The organism is Dongia sp. (genome assembly GCF_041905885.1).
Classification (GTDB): Bacteria; Pseudomonadota; Alphaproteobacteria; order Dongiales; family Dongiaceae; genus Dongia.
Genome location: NZ_JAYRKD010000035.1, coordinates 1 through 19,384, shown reverse-complemented (window position 1 = coordinate 19,384; position 19,384 = coordinate 1). Strand labels below are relative to the sequence as shown.

Below are 19,384 nucleotides of genomic sequence, written 5' to 3'. Positions count from 1 at the left end.
GGCCCCATAGGGAAGTCAGGAGCGCATTCCATGAGCAAGAAAGTCGGCAGCGACATCGAGATCGCACGCCAGGCCAAGATGAAGCCGATCCGCGAGATCGCGTCGAAGCTCGGCATTCCCGAGGAGCACCTCATTCCCTACGGCCATACCAAGGCCAAGATCGGGATGGATTTCATCAAGTCGCTGTCGTCGAAGCCCGACGGCAAGCTGATCCTGGTGACCGCGATCAACCCGACGCCGGCCGGCGAAGGCAAGACTACGACGACGGTGGGCCTCGGCGACGGCCTCAACCGGATCGGCAAGAAGACCATGATCTGCCTGCGCGAGCCTTCGCTCGGGCCCTGCTTCGGCGTGAAGGGCGGTGCGGCCGGCGGCGGCTACGCCCAGGTCGTGCCGATGGAAGACATCAATCTCCACTTCACCGGCGACTTCCACGCGATCGGCACCGCGCACAACCTGCTCTCCGCCTTGATCGACAACCACATCTACTGGGGCAACGAGCTCGGCTTCGACTCCCGCCGCATCCAGTGGCGCCGGGTCATGGACATGAACGACCGCGCGCTGCGCTCGATCGTCGGCAGTCTTGGTGGGACGGCCAACGGCTTTCCGCGCGAGGACGGGTTCGACATCACCGTCGCCTCGGAAGTCATGGCGATCTTCTGCCTTTCGACCGACATCAACGACCTCACCAAGCGGCTCGGCAACATCATCGTCGGCTATACCCGCGAGAAGAAGCCGATCTATGCCCGCGACTTGAAGGCCGACGGCCCGATGACCGTGCTCTTGAAGGACGCGATCGCGCCCAACCTGGTGCAGACCCTGGAGAACAACCCGGCCTTCATCCATGGCGGCCCCTTCGCCAACATCGCCCATGGCTGCAACACGGCGATCGCCACCAAGGCGGCGCTGAAGCTTGCCGACTACGTGGTGACCGAGGCCGGCTTCGGCGCCGATCTCGGCGCCGAGAAGTTCTTCGACATCAAGTGTCGGAAGGCCGGCCTGAAGCCCAACGCGGTGGTCATCGTCGGCACCATCCGCGCGCTGAAGATGCATGGCGGCGTCGCCAAGGAAGACCTCGGCAAGGAGAATGTCGAGGCGCTCAAGAAGGGTGCGGCGAACCTCGCCCGCCATATCGAGAATGTGAAGAAGTTCGGCGTGACCCCGATCGTGGCGCTGAACCGCTTCGTCGCCGACACCGATGCCGAACTGGCGGCAATCCGCCAGCTCTGCGCTGAATTGGGCACCGAGGCCTTCGAGTGCAACCACTGGGCCGAAGGCGGCGCCGGCACCGAGAAGCTGGCCCATGCGGTCGTGGCGCTCTGCGAGAAGCCGAACAACTTCGCGCCGCTCTATCCCGACGAGATGCCGCTCTGGGACAAGGTACGCACCATCGCCCAGAACCTCTACGGCGCCCAGGGCATCATCGCCGACAAGGTGGTCCGCGACCGCTTTGCCGAGTTCGAGAAGATGGGCTTCGGCAAGTACCCGGTCTGCATGGCGAAGACCCAGTACAGCTTCTCCACCGACCCGAACCTCAAGGGCGCGCCGTCGAACCACGTGGTGCCGATCCGCGAGATCCGGCTTTCCGCCGGCGCCGAGTTCATCGTCGTCATCTGCGGCGAGATCATGACCATGCCGGGCCTGCCGCGCGTCCCCAGTGCCAACCACATCAAGCTGAACGAGCGCGGTGAGGTCGAGGGGCTGTTCTAGAGGCCGCCGGATTTCGCGAAGTAAGCGAGGGCGCAGAGCTCGGCCTGGGTCCTCGCAATCTGCCAACCTTCGATCTTGACGATGGCGCCATTGCGGAAGTCCTCTGCAATGGCGTCGCGCATTTTCCGGGCATCGGCGATACCGAGCCGCTGCTGCAGGCTCTGCAGGACCGCGCCCGGCTGTTGCGGCTTCTGCTGAATCCAGGTCGCACCGAGCGGGGCGGCGGCATTACGGTCCGGCAACAAGGCCAGCAGCGCCTCGGTCGCAGCGACTTCGCCGGCTAAAGCCTGTCGCGACGGCAGCGCGAGCAGCGCGGCACCGGCCAGGAGATGGCGTCGGGTCATCATCCGAGCGAGCCTCCCTTGATATGGTCCGCCATGCGGAGCGCCAGCGCCACGATGGTGAAGGTCGGGTTGACCGCGCCGCAGGAGGGGAAGACCGAGCTGCCGGCGACGAGCAGATTGCCGATCCCGTGCACCCGGCCATTGGCATCGACCACGCCCCGCTTTGGATCGGCGGACATGCGGGTGGTGCCCATGTGGTGATTGCCCCAGCCGATCTCGTCGTCGCTCCAGTCGGCGCCTTCCGGAACCAGCAGTTTCACCGCGCCGCCCCAGGCACCGAAGCTGCGCGCCAGGGCATCGAGGTTGTTGGTGAGCGCGTCGCGCTCGGCGCGGGTCGGGCGCCAGGTGAGGCGTGAGCGCGGCAGGCCCAGGGCATCGCGGTCGCCGATCAGCGTCACGCGATTCTCGGCCGAGGGCAGGGGCTCCAGGGCGCAGGCAACGCCGTAGATCATACCGCTTAGCGCCGCGTCGCCGCCGAGGCTCTTCAGCATGGCGATGACCGCGGGCTCGAGCGGCGCGGCGCCGGGCTTGTGGGATTCGTAGAGCGAGAGGCTGATGCCGAGGCCGTTGCTGCGTTTCAGATAGGCATCCGACGGCATCAGGATCGCGCGCATGCTGGCCCGATCCACATCCGGCGTGTGGACGTAGTAGTAGGGAAGGCGGGTCTCGTCGGCGAGCGCGATCGCTGCGACATCGCCCGGTGCCGTCACATGCTCCATGAAATAGCGGCCGACCAGGTCGTTGCCGTTGCCCAAGCCCGCCGCCTGCACGCTGTTCGAGGCCAGCAGCAGCCGCGCATTCTCGATCCCACCGACGGCGAGGATGCAGAGCCTCGGCCGAATCTCGAAGCCGTTGCCGCCGAGGGTCGCGACCTTCAGGCGCTCGATCCGGTTGGCCGCTTCGTTCGGCAGGATCTCGACCACGTTGCTGTTGAGATAGGTGTTGACGTTCGCTGCCTTGGCGACGTCGTCGCGATAGACTTCGCCGAAGCGGGTGGGCGGGCTGTAGATAAAGAAGCGCGTCACCAGGTCATCGCCCGGCAAGGCGATCGGGGCGAGACCGGTGCGGGCTTCCCAGGGCTCGGGATCGTCGAAGTCGAAGGCGCCCAATTGGCAGATCGCCTGGGCGCGGCGGTAGTAGGGGTCGAGGTCGGCGCGGGTGATCGGCCAGGCGGGAATGCCCAGCGCGTCGCGGCCCTCGAAATCGAGCGGCAGCAAGGGTCGGCACCAACCGCCCCAGTGGTTCGTGGTGCCGCCGAAGAAGCGCAGGCGCGATTCCGCCAGCGGGTATTCCACGCCGCCGCTCTCGCCCTCGTAGAGCGCCTGGGTGTCGGCTTCGAGCTCCAGGCCGCCGCTCTCGATCAGCGTCACAGCGCGGCTGCTGCCGCGCAGCTCCCGGGCAAGCGTGATGCCGACGGCGCCGGCACCGATGATGGCGATGTCGGTCTCGATCACGCTGCCGGCGGGAAGTGTTCGTCCGTCGATGAACATCGCTGGAAGTCCGCTGCTGAAATCAGCTCGGGATCTTAAGTCGATTCCGTGACAGCCCGGTTGCAGCGGCGCGTTGCCGCGGCATGGCGACCCTGCCGATGCGACATGGAACCGTGCGCTATTCCGCGGCGTCCAGCGTGGCGCGCAGGCGCTCGGCGAGCTCGGTCTTGCGATAGGGCTTGCTCAGCAGGTTCTTCAGATAGGCGCTGGTCGCGCCATCCTGGATCGAAGCTCGGGCGAAACCGGAGGTGAGCAGGACCTTGAGACCGGGCCGCAGCGCGGTCGCCGCCTCCGCCAGCTGGGTGCCGTCCATGCCGCCCGGCATCACCACGTCGCTGAACAGCAGGTCGACGCGCTCGTCGGTCACCAGGATGTCGATTGCCTCCGCGCCGCCCGGCGCTTCCAAGGTGTCGTAGCCGAGGTCACGCAACTGCCGCACCACGGTCTCGCGCACGTCGGTGTTGTCCTCGACCACCAGGATGCGCTCATTGGGTCGCGCCGCCTGCAGCAGGTCCGGCTTTCGCGCGCCGGTCGCGCCGGCCTTGGCGACGGCGCGCGGCAGGTAGAGCCGGATGGTCGTGCCGTGGCCCGGCTCGCTGTAGATCTTCACATGGCCTTTCGACTGCCGGGCGAATCCATAGACCATGCTCAGGCCCAGGCCGGTGCCTTTCGACGCCTTGGTGGTGAAGAAGGGCTCGAAGGCGCGGGCCAGCACTTCCGGTGTCATGCCGCTGCCGGTATCGGAGACGCAAAGCAGGGCATAATCGCCGACCGCGACTTCCGGGTTGCCGCGGACGTAGTCCTCGTCGAGATGGGTGTTGGCGGTCTCGATGGTCAGGCGGCCGCTCTGCTCCATGGCGTCGCGGGCATTGATCGCGAGGTTGACCAGGGCGGATTCGAACTGGCTCGGATCGGCCATCGCCGGCCAGAGGTTGGGCTCGAGCACCAGCTTGATCTCGACATGCTCGCCGAGCGTCCGGTGCAGCAGGTCGACCGTCGCGCTGACCCGGTCGTTGAGGCTGAAGGACTGCGGCACCAGCGACTGGCTCCGGGCGAAGGCGACCAGGCGCCGCGTAAGATCGGCGCCGCGCAGGGCGGCATTGAGCGCGAGATCGATCGACTGCATGGCGGAGGGCGGAACCTTCGGCAGCTCCTTCATCAGGTCGAGATTGCAGACGATGATGGTCAGCAGGTTGTTGAAGTCATGGGCGATGCCCCCGGTCAGCTGGCCGACCGCCTCGAGCTTCTGCGACTGCCGGAGCTGCTCTTCGAGGCGGATGCGTTCGGTGACGTCGCGGCCGATCGCGACGATCGATGGCCGCCCTTCATACTCGATCGGAGATGCCTGCACCTCGAGCAGCACCGGCGTACCGTCGGTGCGCTGGAACTTCATCACCGTCAACGGCGCGCGCTTGCCGGTGCTGCGCATCATCTTGCGGCGCTCCAGGGCGCGCGGGCGTTCCTCGGGATGGATGATGTCGTCCACCGGCCGGCCGAGCAGTTCGGCCGGATCGGCGGCGCCGAACATCCGCACCGCTTCCGGGTTGAGGTAGACGAGCTTGTCGTCGGTATGCATCCAGATCGCATCGAGGGTGAACTCGACCAGCTGGCGGTAGCGAGTCTCGCTGGCGCGCAGGGCCGTCGTCTGGCGGCGCACCGCGCTCAACGCGTAGCCCAGCAGGGCGATCGCCGTGCCGTCGATGAGGTAGCGGAGGATGCCCCAGATCTGCTGGGCGTTGTCGAGGGCGAACGACCCGCGCGGCATCAGGATGAAGTAGCGCGTGCCGAGGACGCCCAGGATGAGTGCGAACAGCGCCGGCCCGAAGCCACCGTACCAGGCCGCGAAAGCCAGTGCGACGTATTGGAAGGCGAAGGGCAGCCGGTCCTCGAGCCAGGGATCGAGCAATTGCCGCGCGACAATGGCGAGGATCACGGCGACTACGGCTGAGCCGTAGCGGAGCGAGGGCGTCGGTGACCGCAGGTTCATTCGGCACGCAAAGTCGGGCGCCCCGGCGAGGGGCTTGCTGTCGGATTATATTCCGAGAGCGCGCCTTGTGTATCGCTCTTTGTGCGTGTAGGCGGTGCCGAACCGAGCGGCCAAACTCGGTTAATCCAGGGCGTTCGTGGTCACCGCCGGAGTCTTCGGCGAAAGCCGGAAGCCGTGCTCCATGGTCAAGGCCCCGGCGAAGTCGGGATCTGAGAACAAGGCCCGCAAGTTGGCGGCAGTGAGGCTGCCTTTGATCTCGTCATGCGCGTCGTCGAAGTCGACCGCGCTGGCGCCGTGGCGCGTCAGCGCATCGCGCAAGGTCCGGTCGCGGCGTTCCGGGTTGAACTCGACGTTGCGGAACACCCAGCCGCCGTTCGATGCCTGGGAGACGATGGTATAGAGCGCGCCCTTGGCCGGATCGGGATCGGTGAAGACGCCGAGCAGCCGACCATCGTTGAGCTTCAGCATGCGCAGCAGCACCGGCGCGTCCTTGCGCTCGCCCTCGACGAATGTGATGCGATAGCTGCGCTCGCCGATCGCCTCGACCTGGGCGTCGAGCGTGCCTGTCTCGTTGTCCGAAGGATCATAGGGGAAGGCGCTCGCGAAATAGGCGCCGGCGAAATCCGTCGGCTCGATCAGATCCTCGGCGGCGAGATTGGGGGCGTCGCTGGAGAGGCAGGCAGTCGGCCCGAAGACCAGCACCAGGCTCAGGATGACAGCACGCAAGGCCGAGGATTTCACCGGGCGGACTCCCTTGAAAGGCATATTCCTGTCGGATGGTCGCGCAACCCCCTGCTTTGGTTCAAGAACCGATAGCGGGGAAAGCGCGTTCAAGTTCCGTTAAGAAAGCGGGCGCAGACTCCAGAGACTCGCGCTCTCCAGAAGTTTAGGCAAATGCTCCAAGTCACCAGCCTATGCCCTGAACCGGCCGCTCAGCCGATAGCGGCTGCCGGGATAGGTGAGATCGACGCAAGAGACCAGCCGGCCGTCGCTCCAGGTGCGGCGGTGCAGGCGGATGCAGGGTTCCTTGGCTGGGATCTTCAGCAGCCGGCGCTCCTCCGCCTCGGGCAGCACGGCTTCGATGACGTGCTCGGCCTCGGAGATCGGCGCCACCTCGGTCAGATAGACGAAGGGCGTGATGCGGGTGAAGTCCTGTTGCAGGTAATCCTTGGCCAGCCGTGGATCGACCAGCCGGTCCTCGATCTGGATCGGAACGTCGTTTTCGAGATGCAGCAAGATCGAGTGATAGACCTCGTCGCCGGACTTCATCTCGAACAGCCGTGCGGTCTGCTCGCTGGCGGCTTCGCGCCGCAGGAGAATAACCCTGGCCTCGTGCCGGCTGCCGCGGGCGCGAATCTCGTCGGCGATGTTCTTGACCTCGAACAAGGCCGACTGCGCCTTGCTCTCGGCGACGAAGGTGCCGACGCCTTGGACCCGCACCAACTGGCCTTCGAGGGTGAGCTCCCGCAAGGCCCGGTTGATGGTCATCCGGCTGACGCCGATGTCGCGGACAAGTTCCGCCTCGGAGGCGATGCGGTCGCCGGGACGCCAGTCGCCGGACTGGATGCGGGACGAGATCATCCGCTTGATCTGGCTGTAGCGCGGCAGCGGGGAAGGCGTGTCGGCGTTCACGAAACCTCATCCACAGGCAAGAAATGTGAATATAGACAACTTCTCAGACTTCTATACATGTACAGACAAATGAGTGGAAGCTGCTGATGGTTGCAACTCTCTTCGCCGAACAGGCCCTGCTCCCCGACGGCTGGGCGCGCAATGTCGCGATCGATCTCGCGCCGGACGGCACGATCGCCAAGGTCGCGGCCGGCGCCTCGGCCGACGGCAAGCAGCGGGTGAACGGCCCGGTCCTGCCGGGCATGATCAACCTGCATTCGCACGCCTTCCAGCGCGCGATGGCGGGCCTCACCGAAGTGGCGCTCGATCCCGACGACAGCTTCTGGTCCTGGCGCGAGCTGATGTATCGCCTGGTCGGACGATTGCAGCCGGACCAGGTCGGTGCGATCGCGGCCTTCCTCTATATCGAGATGCTGAAGGGCGGCTACACCTCGGTCGCCGAGTTCCACTACCTGCATCATGACGTCGACGGCCGGCCCTATGCCGATCCCGCCGAGATGTCGCGCTGCGTGCTCAACGCCGCCGAGGCCACCGGTATCCGCATCACCCTGCTGCCGGTGATGTATGCGCATGGCGGTTTCGGCGGCAAGGACCCGAGCGCCGCCCAGCGCCGCTTCATCCATGACCCGGAAGCCTATCTCGGCCTGCTGGAGAGCCTGGAATCGGACTGCGTGGACGGCCGCGCCGCGTTGGGTGCCAGCTTCCACTCGCTGCGCGCGGTGACGCCGGAGGAGATGACCGGGGTGCTGCAGGGCATGCGGCCGGGCCTGCCGATCCACATCCACATCGCCGAGCAGCAGAAGGAAGTGGACGACTGCGTCGCCTGGAGCGGCAGGCGGCCGATCCAGTTCCTCTACGACAAATGGCCGGTCGACCAGCGCTGGTGCCTGGTGCATGCCACCCATGCCGACGATGCCGAAGTCACGGCGATGGCCAAGAGCGGCGCCGTTGTCGGCATCTGTCCCACGACCGAGGCCAATCTCGGCGACGGCCTGTTCCCGGCGGTTTCCTACCTGGAGCAGCGCGGGCGCTTCGGCATCGGCTCCGACAGCCATGTCTCGGTCACCGCCTTCGAGGAATTGCGCTGGCTGGAATACGGCCAGCGCCTGAAGCACGAGCGGCGCAACCGCCTGCACGGCGGCAACCAGGCCAATATCGGCACCTTCCTCTACGAGGCGGCGCTCGAAGGCGGCGCGCTCGCGCTCGGCCAGAAGGTGGGCCGCATCGAGGCCGGGGCCAAGGCCGATCTGCTGGTGCTCGACAGCCGTCATCCCTTGCTCGCGAATGTGAAGGCCGACGACATTCTCGGCCGCTGGATCTTCGCCGGCGCCAGCCGGATGATCCGCGACGTCATGGTGGCCGGCGACTGGGTGATCCAGGACGGCCGCCACCCGGACGAGATCGAAGCCGGCCGCGCCTTCGCCGCGGCGATGCGGCCGCTGTTCGAGGATTAGGCCGGCTTCCAGCCGATCAGCGTCTCGACGAACCGCTTCAGCAGCGGGCGCACCTGCTCCGCCTGCGCTTCGATGTAGTCGAAAGGCAGGGCCTCGCGCATATAGGTGCGCTGTGCCAGCTCGAGTTGGACCGCATGAAAGCCGTTCGCCGGATCGCCGTAGTTGCGGGTGATGTAGCCGCCCTTGAAGCGGCCGTTGACCACATGGCGATAGTCGGGTGCAGAACAGACTTCCGCGAGGCGTGACGTCAGATCGGCGGCGGCGCTCTTGCCCTCGTTGGTCCCGATGTTGAAGTCGGGAAGGTCGCCCTCGAACAGGCGCGGGATCATCCCGCGGATCGAATGCGCATCGAACAGCACGGCATAGCCGAAGCGCTGCTTGATGCGCTTCAACTCGTCGCCGATTTTCTCGTGATAGGGCCGCCAGATCTCGGAGAGATAGAAGGCGCGCCGTTCGGCACTGGGTGCGGCGCCCGGCTTGAAGGCGGGCGTGCCGTCGAACAGGATGTCGGGATAGAGCCCGGTGGTTGCCGTGGCATAGAGCGGCTTGTCGTCCGGCGGGCGATTGAGGTCGATGGTGAAGCGCGAATAGCGCGCGCCGAGCACGCTCGCCCCCATGGCGCCGGCGAAATCGTAGAGCCGGGTCAGATGCCAGTCGGTGTCGGGCAAGGGCCGCGCCGCATCGCTCAGGCCCGCCTCGACCTCCGGCGGCAGGTCGGTGCCGACATGGGGAATGCTGATCAGCAGCGGCGTCTCGCCTTCGAAGAAGTGATAGGGGCGGGGCAAAGCCGTGGTCATGGCCGCGCTCCGATCCGCACGAAAGCCAGGATCGACGGCCGGGCCGCGGCGAGATCGATCGGTGCGTCCGCCCCGTCGATGCGCAAGCTCTCGCCGGCGGCCAGGTTACGGCCGCAGGCGGCAGCCTGGCCGCGGAAGAGATGCAGAACCATGGTGCGCGCCGGCGGGATGGTCTCGTTGCCGGGAATGAGGCGCACCACGTCAAGCAGCGCCCCCGATCCCTGCCGCGCGATCAGGTTGAAGTCCTTGACCGGGCCGTCGATCAGCGTGCAATGCGTGCGCCAGGCGCCGTCGAAGCAGAAGGGTTGGAAGGTGCGGCTCAAGCGCTGGGCCGGCTGATCATCGAATTCCAGCGTGAATCCGGCGCCTTCGACCAGCATGATATTGCGCTGATAGCCGGCGAAGTCGGAGAACGGACCCGACTGCGCGACATCGGCGATGCTGATCCGCCAGTCATAGTCCGCGGCGCCGGCCGGCTCGGCCATCAGCTCGGTCGTGGTGCCGCCGCCGTTCTTCCAGGGCATGGTCTTGTAGTCGGCTGGCCCCAGATGCGTGAGCTTCATGGCTGCCGGGTCCATTCGCCGGCGCGCATCACGCCGACGGTCGGCGTGCCGCCGATCCAGTAGGCGAGCTCCGCGGGCCTTGCGATGTCGAACACGACCAGATCGGCGGCCTTGCCCACCTCGATCGTGCCGTGGGTCTTAGAAAGGCCGAGCGCCTTCGCAGCGTTCACGGTGATCCCGCGCAACGCCTCTTCCGGCGTGAAGCGGAAGAAGGTGCAAGCCATGCTGAGCATCAGCAGCAGCGAAAGGGCGGGTGAGCTGCCCGGGTTGCTGTCGGTCGCCAGCGCCATGGCGACGCCGGCTTTGCGGAAGGCATCGACCGGCGGCAGCTTGGTTTCGCGCAAGGCGTAGAAGGCGCCGGGCAGCAGCACCGCCACGGTCCCGGATTTCGCCATGGCGGCGATACCGGCTTCATTGGCCCATTCCAGGTGCTCGGCGGAGAGGGCGCCGTATTCCGCCGCCAGCGCCGCGCCGTTGAGGTCGGAAAGCTGCTCGGCATGAAGCTTCACCGGAATGCTCAGCTTCTTCGCCACGTCGAAGACGCGGCGCGTCTGATCGGCCGAGAAGGCGATCTTCTCGCAGAACACATCGACGGCATCGACCAAGCCTTCCTTGGCCAGAGTCGGCGTAATCTCGTTGCAGACCAGATCGATATAGTCGTCGGAACGGTCCTTGTATTCGGGCGGCAAGGCATGGGCGGCGAGGCAGGTTGCGCGGGTGCTCACCGGCAAGGTCTTGCCGATCGTGCGCGCGGCTTTGAGCATGCGGCGCTCGGTGTCGAGGTCGAGACCGTAGCCGGACTTGATCTCGATCGTGGTGACGCCTTCGTTCAGCAGCGGCGTCACGCGCTTGCTGGCGGTGGCCACTAGATCGGCTTCGCTGGCGGCGCGAGTCGCCTTGACCGTGGAAACGATGCCGCCGCCGGCCTTGGCGATTTCCTCGTAGGTGGCGCCTTTCAGGCGCAGTTCGAACTCGTTGGCGCGGTCGCCGCCATAGACGATGTGGGTATGGCAGTCGATCAGGCCGGGGGTGACCCAGCGCTGCTTGAGGTCGATGCGCTGCTTGGTTGCTCCGGCATCCTTGCGCGGGCCGACATAGCTGATCCTGTCGCCGCTGATGCCGATCGCCGCATCCTCGATCGCGCCATAGGGCGCCCCCGACAACCTTGGGCCCGCCATGGTCGCGACATTGCAGTTCTCGAGGAGGAGGTCGTGGGTCATGCCAGCATACCGACAGCGAGTTTGGGGCACCGCCACCCCAACCCTCCCCCGAAGACGGGGGAGGGAGAGGCAGGCGCGATGCGAAGCCCTCCCCCAACTTTGGGGGAGGCTTGGGTGGGGGTGCCGCAAACTGGATGCGGCAGAGGCATCACTTGCCCAGCATCGGCAGCTTCATGCCCTTCTCCCGTGCGAAGTCCTGGGCGAGCTCGTAGCCGGCGTCGGCGTGGCGCATGACGCCGGTGCCGGGGTCGTTGGTGAGGACGCGCTCCAGCCTTGCCGCGGCTTCCTTGGAGCCATCGCAGACGATGACCATGCCGGCATGCTGGGAGAAGCCCATGCCGACGCCGCCGCCGTGATGCAGGCTGACCCAGGTCGCACCCGAGGCGCAGTTCAACAATGCGTTCAGCAGCGGCCAGTCGGAGACCGCGTCGGAGCCATCCTTCATGCCCTCGGTCTCGCGGTTGGGGCTGGCGACCGAGCCGCTGTCCAGGTGATCGCGGCCGATCACGATCGGCGCCTTCAGCTCGCCCTTGGCCACCATCTCGTTGAAGGCGAGACCGAGGCGGGCGCGATCGCCGAGACCGACCCAGCAGATGCGCGCGGGCAGGCCTTGGAACTTGATCCGCGCCTTCGCCATGTCGAGCCAGTTGTGGAGGTGCTTGTCGTTGGGCATCAGCTCCTTGACCTTGGCGTCGGTCTTCCAGATGTCTTCAGCCTCGCCGCTGAGGGCGGCCCAGCGGAACGGGCCGACGCCCTTGCAGAACAGCGGGCGGATATAGGCGGGGACGAAGCCGGGGAAGTCGAAAGCGTTCGCGACGCCGGCTTCCATCGCCATCTGGCGGATGTTGTTGCCGTAGTCGAAGGTCGGGATGCCGAGCTTCTGGAAGCCGAGCATGGCCTTGACCTGCAGCGCCATCGATTCCTTTGCGGCTTTCACCACGGCGGCAGGATCCTTCACCCGCATCTCGGCGGCCTTGGCGAGACTCCAGCCGGCCGGCAGATAGCCGTTCAGCGGATCATGGGCGCTGGTCTGGTCGGTCACCATGTCGGGGCGGATGCCGCGCCTCAGGATTTCCGGAAAGACTTCCGCGGCATTGCCGAGCAAGCCGACCGAGATCGCCTTGCCGTCCTTTTTCGCTTTCTCGAGCATGGCGAGCGCTTCGTCGAGGGTCGCGGCCTTCATGTCGAGATACTTGGTTTCCAGGCGCTTCTCGATCCGCGAGGGCTCGCATTCGACCGCCAGCATCGAGGCGCCGGCGAAGACGGCTGCGAGGGGTTGTGCGCCGCCCATGCCGCCGAGACCACCGGTCAGAATCCAGCGGCCCTTCAAGTCGCCGCCGTAATGCTGCACGCCGGCTTCGACGAAGGTCTCGTAGGTGCCCTGCACGATGCCCTGGCTGCCGATGTAGATCCAGGAACCGGCCGTCATCTGGCCGTACATCATCAGGCCTTTGGCATCCAGCTCGCGGAAATGCTCCCAGGTCGCCCAATGGGGGACCAGATTGGAATTGGCCAGCAGCACCCGCGGCGCGTCCTTGTGGGTCCGGAAGACGCCGACCGGCTTGCCGGACTGGATGAGCAGCGTCTCGTCCTCGTTCAGGTCCTTGAGGGTCGAGACGATGCGGTCGAAGCAGTCCCAGTTGCGGGCGGCCCGGCCGATGCCGCCGTAGACCACTAATTCTGCTGGATTTTCAGCCACTTCCGGATCGAGGTTGTTCATCAGCATGCGCAAGGGCGCCTCGGTCATCCAGGACTTGGCGCTGAGCTGGTTGCCGCGCGCGGCGCGGATCACCCGCTGGTTCGAGACGGGGGCGTTCATAGGAGCATCGTCCCTCAACTTGTATATACAAGCTGTCCTAGTATCACTCCGGCCGGGCGGTCGCAAGGGTGACACGGCGGCGTCACGAAATGACCGCGAATCAATGCAACAACTTGGCCCGCTGCGCTGTTGAGTCGGGCACGGAGGTCGGCCGCCTTGGCCGACCCCAGTCGCCGAAACAGGGATGAAGCCATGAGAGCCAGCCACTCGCGACCCGGGCGCCTGCACGAGGCCTATGCCAAGGACACGTCGTTTCTGAAGACCGTGCTGCTGACGCTTCTGCTGGCCTTGATCACCTGCATCCTGATGGCGCCGCCCTCGCGTGCCCAGGACGCGACGGTCTCACCACAGCCGGGCAACAACTGCGCCGCGGGCGAGAAGATCGACGGCTCGACCGCGGAACAGGCCAAGGCGAAACTGGAAGCGGCCGGCTATACCGACATCACCGGCCTGCAGAAGGGCTGCGACAATGTCTGGCACGCCCGGGCGCGGAGCGGCGGCAATGCGGTCAATGTGATGGTCGCGCCGGACGGCTCGGTGAATCAGGAAACCAACTGAGCGGGCTCAGCCGCCGAGGGTGAGCACCAAGCCGAGTGTGAAGGCCGCGATCAGCCCGGCGACGAAGACCGCGCGCAACCACGGATGCGCGACCTGATCCCGACCGGTTCGGCCGGCGGGATAGGTGAAATGGTCGGGGCGGGGTGTCTGCATGGGAAATCCGAATCTGGTGCTGGCCCGAATGCGTTGTCTCAACGAAATGTGCGCCGGCGCCCTGCGTTCCAAATGAATCTCATTCATTGAGCGCTTTCGTTCGTGAAGCGCATTTGATCCGGAGTGACCATAATCGCCGTGGTGGTTTCGGTTTGATGACGGCGGCCTCCCCCAAAGAAGGAAGGTGACGGCCGTCACTCTTGTTGCACTGCACTTTGCCAAGCGCAGCGCAGGACGTATGATGATCGATGTGCCGATTGGCGTCCCGGATCGACCGCGGCGCTCTCCCAGAATCGGCATGAGGAGGTTCGCCATGTGGAACGTCACGACCTGCAACGCGGCCCTGGCCGTTCTGATCGTGCTCGCCGCGCTCGGCCCGGCGATCGTCGACGTCGCGCGCCTCGCCAAATGCGCCTTCGTCCCTTGCCGGAACAAAGGGTCGTTCTGAGGGGTCCTTCGCTGGATCTTTAAGCGCGCAATTTCGGAAGCATCTCGGCTGCAAGCCCCCCTCCAACCTCCCCCCTGAAGAGGGGGAGGCTTCGCACCGAGTGGTCGGTGTAACCGAGTGAGCTCCGCTGCCAGTGCTCTTCTCCCCACTTCAGGGGGGAGTAAGAGGGGGGCATGCAGCCTGAGCGCCGAAGATCCAGCGCCCAGCGCCTCAAGACACCGCTTCGATCTCGCTCTTGCGGCCTTCGCGTTTCGATTCGCGGTGATCGGTGGCGAGCAGGGTGTAGAAGGTCGGCAGCACGAACAAGGTGAACAGCGTGCCGATGCCCATGCCGAGCACGATGGTGAGGCCGATCGCGAAGCGGCTGGCAGCACCCGCGCCGGTCGCCATCAGCAGCGGGATCAGGCCCACCACCATCGCGGCGGTGGTCATCAGGATCGGGCGCAGGCGCACGACCGCGGCCTGCTGGATCGCGTCGCGCTTGCTCATGCCTTCCTTGCGCTGCAGCTGGTTGGCGAACTCGGTCATCAGGATGCCGTGCTTGCTGATCAGTCCGATCAAGGTCACCAAGCCGACCTGGGTGTAGATGTTGAGGCTCTGCATGCCCAGGAACATCGGCACCATGGCGCCGCAGATCGACAGCGGCACGCTCACCAGGATCACGATCGGGTCGCGCAGGCTCTCGAACTGCGCCGCGAGCACCAGGTAGATGATGATCAGCGCGAAAACGAAGGTGATCGCGAGCTGGTTGCCCTCGCGCACGTATTGCCGCGATTCCGAGAGGAAGTCGCGGTGATAGGAAGCCGGCAGCACCTCCTCGGCGGTCTTGTTCAGGAAATCGACGACCTGGCTCATGGTGATGCCGATCCCCGGCACCGCCTGGAAGGTCGCGGAGTTGAGCTGGTTGTAATGGGTGAGGGCGTTGGGATCGATGCCGCTGCCGATCGACACCACGGTCGAGAGCGGCACCAGGCTGCCGCTGGTGGTGCGGACGTAATACTGGGTCAGGCGTTCGGGTGTCAGCCGCTCGCCGCGCGGGACCTGGGGAATGACCTCGTAGGAGCGGCCGTTCAGGTTGAAGCGGTTGACGTAGTTGCCGCCGATCATCAGCGCCATGGTGTCGCCGATCGCCTGCATGGTGATGCCCATGTCGCTGGCCTTGGCGCGGTCGATGTTGACCCGGACCATCGGGCTGTTGAAGCTGAGATCGCTGTCGGTGACCATGAAGAGGCCGCTCGCGGCCGCCTTCTGCTTCAGGACCTCCATGTTCTCGTAGATCTTGGTGAAATCCTCCGGTGCCGAGATCACCATCGAGACCGGCATGCCGCCGGTGCCGCCCGGCAGCGCCGGCAGGTTGAAAGCGAAGACCTGCATGCCGGTGACGCCGTTCAGCTTGCCCTGCACCTGCGGCTGCAGGTCGGAGACGCTGCGGCTGCGGTCCTCCCATTCCTTCAGCACCATGCCCGAGATCGAGGAGTTCAGCCCCGAATAGCCGTTGAGCATGAAGCGGCCCACGGTCTCGGGAAATGAGGTATAGACTTGGTCGACCTGGTCGCTGAAGATCTTGGTGTAGTCGAGGTTGGAATATTGCGGGCCTTTGCCGATGGCGAAGATGACGCCCTGGTCCTCCTCGGGCGCCAGCTCGGCGCGCGCATGGAGATAGAAGAAGGCCAGCAGTCCCAGGATCGTCGCGCCGAACAGGGTGACCGCCGCGCGATGGTTGAGGCTGTCGTGCAGCCGCCGGCCGTAGAACCGCTCGGTCGCGCCGAACACGCGATCGACCAGGTGCGGAAACCAGCCCTCGTTCATGCCGCGCTTCAGCAGCACCGAGCACATCATCGGTGACAAGGTCAGCGCGACGATGCCGGAGATGACCACCGTCCCGGCGAGGGTGAAGGCGAATTCCCGGAACAGGGTGCCGGTCAGGCCGGAGAGGAAGCCGATCGGCGCATAGACCGCGGCCAGGGTGATGGTCATCGCGATCACCGGTCCCGCGATCTCGCGCGCCCCGAGCAAAGCGGCCTGGACCGGCGTCAAGCCTTCCTCGATATGCCGGTGGATGTTCTCCACGACCACGATCGCGTCGTCGACCACCAGGCCGATCGCCAGCACCATGGCGAGCAGGGTCAGCAGATTGATGCTGAAGCCGAAGGCCAGCATGATCACGAAGGCGCCGACCAACGACAGCGGGATGGTGACCACCGGGATCACCACCGACCGGAAGGTGCCGAGGAACAGGAAGATCACCACGATCACGATGCCGACCGCCAAGGCCAGGGTGTGCTCGACCTCGGCGATCGAGGACTTGATGAACTTGGTCGAGTCGTAGGCGATGTCCATGTTCACCGTCGGCGGCAGGCTGCGCTCGAGATCCGGCGCCATCGCCCGGATGTCGGCGACGATGTTCAAGGGGTTGCCGGTCGGCGTCGGCTGCACGCCGATGAAGACCGCCTCCTGGCCGTTCATCAGCACGTTGGAATCGTAGGACTGGGCCGAGAGATCGACCGTGCCCACGTCCTCGAGGCGGATCAACGTACCGCCGTCCGCGCGCACCACCATGTTGCGGAACTCGTCCAGCGATTTCAGGTCGGTGTTGGCGGTGATGTTGGAGACGGTGAAGTAGCCCTTGGTCTGGCCCGGCGCCGATTGATAGTTGTTGGCACGAATCGCATCGGCGACGTCGGAAGCGGTGACCCCGAGTGCGGTCATGCGCTCCGGATCCAGCCACAGGCGCATGGCGAAGGTCTGGCCGCCGAGGATCTCCGCCTGCGCCACGCCATCTACCGTGGCCAGCAACGGCTGCACCACGCGGGTCAGGTGATCGGTGATCGCCGCCGCGTCGAGCTCGGTGGAGGCGAAGCCGATATACATGATGGCGAAGGCGTCGCCGGTCTGCTTGGTGATGACCGGGTCGTTGGCCTCCTGCGGGATCAGGTACTTCACCTGCTGGACCTTGGCCATGACGTCGGTCATCGCCTTGTTGGGGTCGTAGTTCAGCCGGATGTAGACGCTGACCGTGGAGAGGCCCTGGGTCGAGGAGGAGGTCATGTAGTCGATGCCCTCGGCGCTCGACACCGCCTGCTCGATCGGCTGGGTGATGAAGCCCTGCATGAGATTCGGATCGGCGCCGGGGAAGGAGGTGGTGACCGTGATCACCGTGTTCTGCAGCTCGGGATATTGCCGCACGGTCAGATCGAAGAAGGCGCGCGCGCCGATCAAGAGGATCAGCAGGCTGACCACGGTCGCAAGCACCGGTCGTCGGATGAAGATGTCGGTGAAGCGCATGAGGCTACTCCTTCGGCACTTCGACCGGGTTTTGCAGGCTCTTCTGCTCGGAGAGGATCACCTCGGCGCCGTTGTGCAGCTTCAGCTGGCCGCCGACCACCACGATGTCGCCGTTGTTGACGCCCTTCAGCACCGCAACCTTGCCGTCGAACCGGGCGCCCACGGTGACGAAGGTCTGCTCGGCCTTGTAGACCGGCTTGCCATCGGGGTCCTTCTTGTCCGGGAGCAGGGTCAGGCGATAGACGGATTCACCGTAGACCGTGTAATCGACCGCCGGCTCGGGAATCATCACCACATTGGGTTGCTCCGGCAGGATCACGCGGATCCGTGCATACATGCCGGGCTGCAGCTTGTGGTCCGTATTGCCGAGGGCCGCGCGGACCTTCACCGCGCGCATGCTGGGATCGACCTGCGGATCGATCGCGGCAATCTCGCCCTGGAACACGCGGTCCGGGAAGGCATCGACCCGGAACTCGACCGGCTGGTCGATCGAGAGCTGGGCGCGGTCCTGCTCAGGCAAGGTGAAGTCGACGAACAGCGTCTCGAGATCGGTCAGGGTCACGATCATCGTGCCCGGCGACAGATACTGGCCGAGATTGACCTGGCGGATGCCGAGCGTGCCGGCGAACGGCGCCTTCACCACCATGCGGTCGATGATCGCCTGCGACTTGGCGATGCCGGCGCGGGCCTGGTCGAGCTCGCTCTGCAGCTGATCGACCGACTGCTTGGTGCTGTATTGCTTGGCGGCGAGATCCTTGGTGCGCGCCAGATTGGCCGAGGCCAGCCGCGCCTGCGCCTGATAGGTCGCGAGGTCGGCGCGCTGGGTGCTGGCGTCGAGCTGCACCAGGACGTCGCCGGCCTTCACCTGCTGGCCGGATTCGAAGTTGATCTTCTCGACCCGGCCCTCGAGCTCGGGCGCCACCGTCACCTGATGCGCGGCCATCATCGTGCCGATGGTCTCGAAGGCGCGCGGCATGTCCTCGGTCGCGGCGATCGCGGTCTCGACCGGGCTCGGCGGCGGCGCCTTGAAGAACTGCGCCATGAAGGCCGGCTTCACGACATATTCGTAGTAGGCGGCGGCGCCCGCCAGCAGCGCGGCGATCACCAGCACGAACAGGAACCAGAAGATGCGCCGGCCCCAACCCGGGGGCGGCGGCACCCGGTTCATGCCCGGAGGGGCCGCAAGAGGGTCGCCCGCCCGCAATCCTTGGGGGTCGCCCGACTGAACGCTGTCCATGATGGTCCTTGGTCTAAACTTCTTTTGCGCCGGCCTGACCGACCGGCTTCCCCCAGCACGTCGTTTGATTCACTGCCGAATCGACAGAACCCGGCGCGCCCCGTCCAGAGCCAGTTGGAGGCGCCTTTCGCGCCGGCCGCGAAAGAACCCGGGACGGAGATATGGGTATCCCGGGCGGCGGGTAAACTAATCGGTTCAGTGGGCGTGTAAAGTAGATTGCCGGTGAGCTTCAATCCCGCCCATTGCGGACCCGCACCCGGTTGCGCTGGTCCGGCCAGCCGCAGCGCTTGCAGAAGCTTTTCCGCGCCAAGGCGTCGATCGGCGTGTCCAGGCTGATGTTGCGGCGGATCAGCTGCAGCAAGGTGACCAGCCCGGTGCGATGACAACGGCCGCATTCAAACTCCAGCACCTCGCCCTTTTTCAGGCTGGAAAGCGGCTTCCAATTGCGGATCCTCGGGTTCGGCATGGTGGGAACAATAAGAGAACATCGGCGCGCCGGTCCACCAGCCATTCCGAGAGGATTATAGTCGGAATTACAACCGAGACTCGGGACACATGCTCTAGCAGGCTGTTGAAGAAGTCGGCCACGGACGGGCGGTGAAGTTTGCTTCATCGCCGTTGTGGAAGCAGATTTGGCCCTTTAGCGAGCCGTTGGGCTGCAATTTTGCCCAGCCATCACCTGAAGCG

Annotated in this window: 17 protein-coding genes; 4 read left to right on the top strand and 13 right to left on the bottom strand. The window is 65.6% G+C overall.

All coding sequences use genetic code 11. From position 1 onward, the window contains the following. Window positions 1-30: 30 nt before the first annotated feature. On the top strand, window positions 31-1,710 hold the full coding sequence (locus ACH2CY_RS25010) for a formate--tetrahydrofolate ligase (protein ID WP_395022550.1): 1,680 nt from the start codon (window positions 31-33) through the stop codon (window positions 1,708-1,710). On the opposite strand, the gene ACH2CY_RS25005 is transcribed toward ACH2CY_RS25010, so the two are convergent. The 5 genes from ACH2CY_RS25005 to hutC all read right to left on the bottom strand — a co-directional run bounded on the left by ACH2CY_RS25005 (window position 1,707) and on the right by hutC (window position 7,163). After that, window positions 1,707-2,057: a hypothetical protein gene (locus tag ACH2CY_RS25005; protein WP_395022549.1), complete on the bottom strand. Its 351-nt coding sequence runs from the start codon at window positions 2,055-2,057 to the stop codon at window positions 1,707-1,709. The genes ACH2CY_RS25010 and ACH2CY_RS25005 overlap by 4 nt on opposite strands. Then, window positions 2,054-3,544 carry a GMC oxidoreductase gene (locus ACH2CY_RS25000; protein ID WP_395022548.1) on the bottom strand — a complete coding sequence of 497 codons (1,491 nt, stop codon included), beginning with the start codon at window positions 3,542-3,544 and terminating at the stop codon, window positions 2,054-2,056. The genes ACH2CY_RS25005 and ACH2CY_RS25000 overlap by 4 nt, the downstream gene beginning before the upstream one ends. A 118-nt stretch (window positions 3,545-3,662) precedes the next feature. Next, window positions 3,663-5,531 (bottom strand): PAS domain S-box protein, encoded by a 1,869-nt coding sequence (locus tag ACH2CY_RS24995; protein WP_395022547.1) that lies wholly within the window; start codon window positions 5,529-5,531, stop codon window positions 3,663-3,665. Between the two features lie 120 nt (window positions 5,532-5,651). Continuing rightward, window positions 5,652-6,296, bottom strand: a complete 645-nt coding sequence (locus ACH2CY_RS24990) for a hypothetical protein (RefSeq protein ID WP_395022546.1) — start codon at window positions 6,294-6,296, stop codon at window positions 5,652-5,654. Window positions 6,297-6,443: 147 nt separating this feature from the next. Continuing rightward, window positions 6,444-7,163: a histidine utilization repressor gene (hutC, locus tag ACH2CY_RS24985; RefSeq protein WP_395022545.1), complete on the bottom strand. Its 720-nt coding sequence runs from the start codon at window positions 7,161-7,163 to the stop codon at window positions 6,444-6,446. A gap of 86 nt (window positions 7,164-7,249) precedes the next feature. On the opposite strand from hutC, the gene ACH2CY_RS24980 reads away from it, so the two are divergent. Then, on the top strand, window positions 7,250-8,617 hold the full coding sequence (locus ACH2CY_RS24980; RefSeq protein ID WP_395022544.1) for a formimidoylglutamate deiminase: 1,368 nt from the start codon (window positions 7,250-7,252) through the stop codon (window positions 8,615-8,617). On the opposite strand, the gene hutG is transcribed toward ACH2CY_RS24980, so the two are convergent. The 4 genes from hutG to hutU all read right to left on the bottom strand — a co-directional run bounded on the left by hutG (window position 8,614) and on the right by hutU (window position 13,016). Then, window positions 8,614-9,414 (bottom strand): N-formylglutamate deformylase, encoded by an 801-nt coding sequence (gene hutG, locus ACH2CY_RS24975; protein WP_395022541.1) that lies wholly within the window; start codon window positions 9,412-9,414, stop codon window positions 8,614-8,616. The two genes, ACH2CY_RS24980 and hutG, sit on opposite strands and share 4 nt — an antisense overlap. After that, window positions 9,411-9,977: a HutD family protein gene (locus tag ACH2CY_RS24970; protein WP_395022540.1), complete on the bottom strand. Its 567-nt coding sequence runs from the start codon at window positions 9,975-9,977 to the stop codon at window positions 9,411-9,413. Before ACH2CY_RS24970 ends, hutG begins: the two co-directional genes overlap by 4 nt. After that, window positions 9,974-11,197 (bottom strand): imidazolonepropionase, encoded by a 1,224-nt coding sequence (gene hutI, locus ACH2CY_RS24965; protein ID WP_395022539.1) that lies wholly within the window; start codon window positions 11,195-11,197, stop codon window positions 9,974-9,976. Before hutI ends, ACH2CY_RS24970 begins: the two co-directional genes overlap by 4 nt. A gap of 148 nt (window positions 11,198-11,345) precedes the next feature. Further along, a complete protein-coding gene (hutU, locus tag ACH2CY_RS24960) occupies window positions 11,346-13,016 on the bottom strand; it encodes a urocanate hydratase (RefSeq protein WP_395022537.1) in 1,671 nt (556 codons plus the stop codon). Window positions 13,017-13,208: 192 nt separating this feature from the next. Here hutU and ACH2CY_RS24955 point away from each other — a divergent pair, with 192 nt between their 5' ends. Beyond that, complete coding sequence (locus ACH2CY_RS24955; protein WP_395022536.1) at window positions 13,209-13,574, top strand: hypothetical protein; 366 nt, start codon at window positions 13,209-13,211, stop codon at window positions 13,572-13,574. A gap of 6 nt (window positions 13,575-13,580) precedes the next feature. On the opposite strand, the gene ACH2CY_RS24950 is transcribed toward ACH2CY_RS24955, so the two are convergent. Further along, window positions 13,581-13,727 (bottom strand): hypothetical protein, encoded by a 147-nt coding sequence (locus ACH2CY_RS24950; RefSeq protein ID WP_395022535.1) that lies wholly within the window; start codon window positions 13,725-13,727, stop codon window positions 13,581-13,583. 313 nt (window positions 13,728-14,040) lie between these two features. Here ACH2CY_RS24950 and ACH2CY_RS24945 point away from each other — a divergent pair, with 313 nt between their 5' ends. Then, complete coding sequence (locus ACH2CY_RS24945) at window positions 14,041-14,175, top strand: hypothetical protein (RefSeq protein ID WP_395022534.1); 135 nt, start codon at window positions 14,041-14,043, stop codon at window positions 14,173-14,175. A 210-nt stretch (window positions 14,176-14,385) separates the two neighbouring features. On the opposite strand, the gene ACH2CY_RS24940 is transcribed toward ACH2CY_RS24945, so the two are convergent. The 3 genes from ACH2CY_RS24940 to ACH2CY_RS24930 form a co-directional block, all read right to left on the bottom strand. Next, a complete protein-coding gene (locus ACH2CY_RS24940) occupies window positions 14,386-17,460 on the bottom strand; it encodes a MexW/MexI family multidrug efflux RND transporter permease subunit (protein ID WP_395022531.1) in 3,075 nt (1,024 codons plus the stop codon). Between the two features lie 4 nt (window positions 17,461-17,464). Beyond that, window positions 17,465-18,619, bottom strand: coding sequence for an efflux RND transporter periplasmic adaptor subunit (locus ACH2CY_RS24935; RefSeq protein ID WP_395022530.1), 1,155 nt, complete (start codon window positions 18,617-18,619; stop codon window positions 17,465-17,467). 307 nt (window positions 18,620-18,926) lie between these two features. Continuing rightward, window positions 18,927-19,163 carry a hypothetical protein gene (locus ACH2CY_RS24930; RefSeq protein WP_395022529.1) on the bottom strand — a complete coding sequence of 79 codons (237 nt, stop codon included), beginning with the start codon at window positions 19,161-19,163 and terminating at the stop codon, window positions 18,927-18,929. Window positions 19,164-19,384 lie beyond the last annotated feature (221 nt).